The organism is Geobacillus proteiniphilus (assembly GCF_001908025.1).
Taxonomy (GTDB): Bacteria; Bacillota; Bacilli; order Bacillales; family Anoxybacillaceae; genus Geobacillus; species Geobacillus proteiniphilus.
Genome location: NZ_MQMG01000114.1, coordinates 1 through 1,676, shown reverse-complemented (window position 1 = coordinate 1,676; position 1,676 = coordinate 1). Strand labels below are relative to the sequence as shown.

The window sequence follows — 1,676 nt, the reverse complement described above, 5'->3', positions numbered from 1 at the left end:
AGAAAAGATGAAGGTGCTCGAGTACCGCTTTGCCATTGCACCCATTTTTCATTTCATTGCAAGCAAATCGATGGAAGCAGGCTTGCATTTATGTGATGGCCATGCAAAGCAAACAGTGCAGTTGTTTATGAATGATACAGCTTCCGAGAAAGGGAAGAAGCGCATCGGGGCTATACAATATGAAGGATCCAACGATTACACAGCGAAAGAGCCCTGCATTGTCAGTTGGAGGTTCGAACGAGCGTTGCTTCCGGATGGCCTCAAACAAGACTTGGAGGCGATCACTGCGTTTCGCAGAGATCAAAACGAAGGACCATCCATCAATCCAAACGCCCAGTCGATTGCCTTTAAATTTGAAGCGTTGACGGATGCCGCCAAAGAAACGATTGAGGCAATTACCGCAGTTCTTAAGAAGCATGCAAGAAGTTGAAGTGGTTACATACTGTACACGAGCTTCAACTAGGGATTTAATTGTGAACCAGGAATGTTTGAGACATATATGAAATGGTTCAAAGGTCGAAAATCGTCGTTTCATCTTACTTCCTCGCGAAGGAAATTATGGTACAATAAAGTAAGCTAAATTGAGGAGCAGCTAGACAAGGTGACGGCTCGCATTCAAGCGTTAAGTGAAGCGGAACCGGCAACGGGCGCGCAAACCTCGCCAGAGCCTGCCGATTCGTCGCCAACGGGCGAGCCGTCCGCTTCTCAACCGACAGAAACCACAGCGGCATCTGACGCTCCGAGCGGACAAGCCATAGCGGCCAATGACGCCGCAGTTCCGGCTTCCAGCGGGCAAACCGCAACGGAGGCATCGTCTCCGGCTTCTTCACAACCGGTTGACGAAGACCAAGAGGAACTCGATGAAAAACTGGCGAGACAGCCGATATTCGATGTCGAACGAGATGCCGTTGGATATGAAGTGTTTTATCGAAGCGGCAAGCGCAATTTCTATGATGGTTTGAATGGAGATCATGCCACACTAGAAGTGCTGATTAACAGCTTCATGAACATTGGAATTGAGAAGTTGACCAATGGGAAGCCGTGCTTTGTCAACTTTACGGAGAAATTGCCGGAATGATTGAGCGCGATCTCTCACTTACTTATCTCCTATTGAAATTGGCGAATTCGATGATTGTGTCTCATCGGCCAAAAATCAAGTCGATCCGTCATGCGATCATGTTATTAGTCATCAATGAGCTGAAAAAGTGGATTTCTGTATTGGCGCTGCAGAAATTATACGATCTGCATGCCCATCTGTATCAAGAGATTGTGACGCTGTCCTTCAAGAGGGAAAGCTTGTAAGTTGCCCGGTGATCTATTCGGATATGAGCAGGACAAGGCGAGCTTGTTTTTAATGGGGGGTTGCTCGCTTTTTGATGTTCTCTTGCATCAGCCGTTGCCGAAGATTTTACATGAACTGAATATTCACGACGATATACAGGCTTGTCTTCTTCACAAAACGGGCCGCTTTTGCCCCGTCTATGATCTTGTCTGGTGCATGGAACGAGGGGACTAGGAACAGATGAACCGTCTTTGTGATCACTTTTTGAGGAAAAAATAAGTTTGATCAAGCACTTTTGAATAATTTTTTGCGTAAAATAATCATATATTCCGTTTTTTGAGGAAAAAATATAGAAAATCAATACGTTCTTATTTTATAATTTGTTGTAGATACA

The 1,676-nt window shown here is 45.3% G+C and carries 3 protein-coding genes; all 3 read left to right on the top strand.

Going from position 1 to position 1,676, the window contains the following annotated elements; genetic code table 11:
* A partial coding sequence (locus BRO54_RS18755; RefSeq protein WP_239691303.1) for a hypothetical protein occupies positions 1-430 on the top strand: 430 nt, incomplete at its 5' end.
* Positions 431-601: 171 nt separating this feature from the next.
* Positions 602-1,078, top strand: a complete 477-nt coding sequence (locus BRO54_RS20745; RefSeq protein WP_239691302.1) for a hypothetical protein — start codon at positions 602-604, stop codon at positions 1,076-1,078.
* On the top strand, positions 1,075-1,302 hold the full coding sequence (locus tag BRO54_RS18745; RefSeq protein ID WP_074044850.1) for an HDOD domain-containing protein: 228 nt from the start codon (positions 1,075-1,077) through the stop codon (positions 1,300-1,302). Before BRO54_RS20745 ends, BRO54_RS18745 begins: the two co-directional genes overlap by 4 nt.
* Positions 1,303-1,676 lie beyond the last annotated feature (374 nt).

Bases quoted from the DNA above. Each gene is read 5' to 3' on its own strand.
- BRO54_RS18745 (WP_074044850.1), top strand. From the start codon at position 1,075: ATGATTGAGCGCGATCTCTCACTTACTTATCTCCTATTGAAATTGGCG.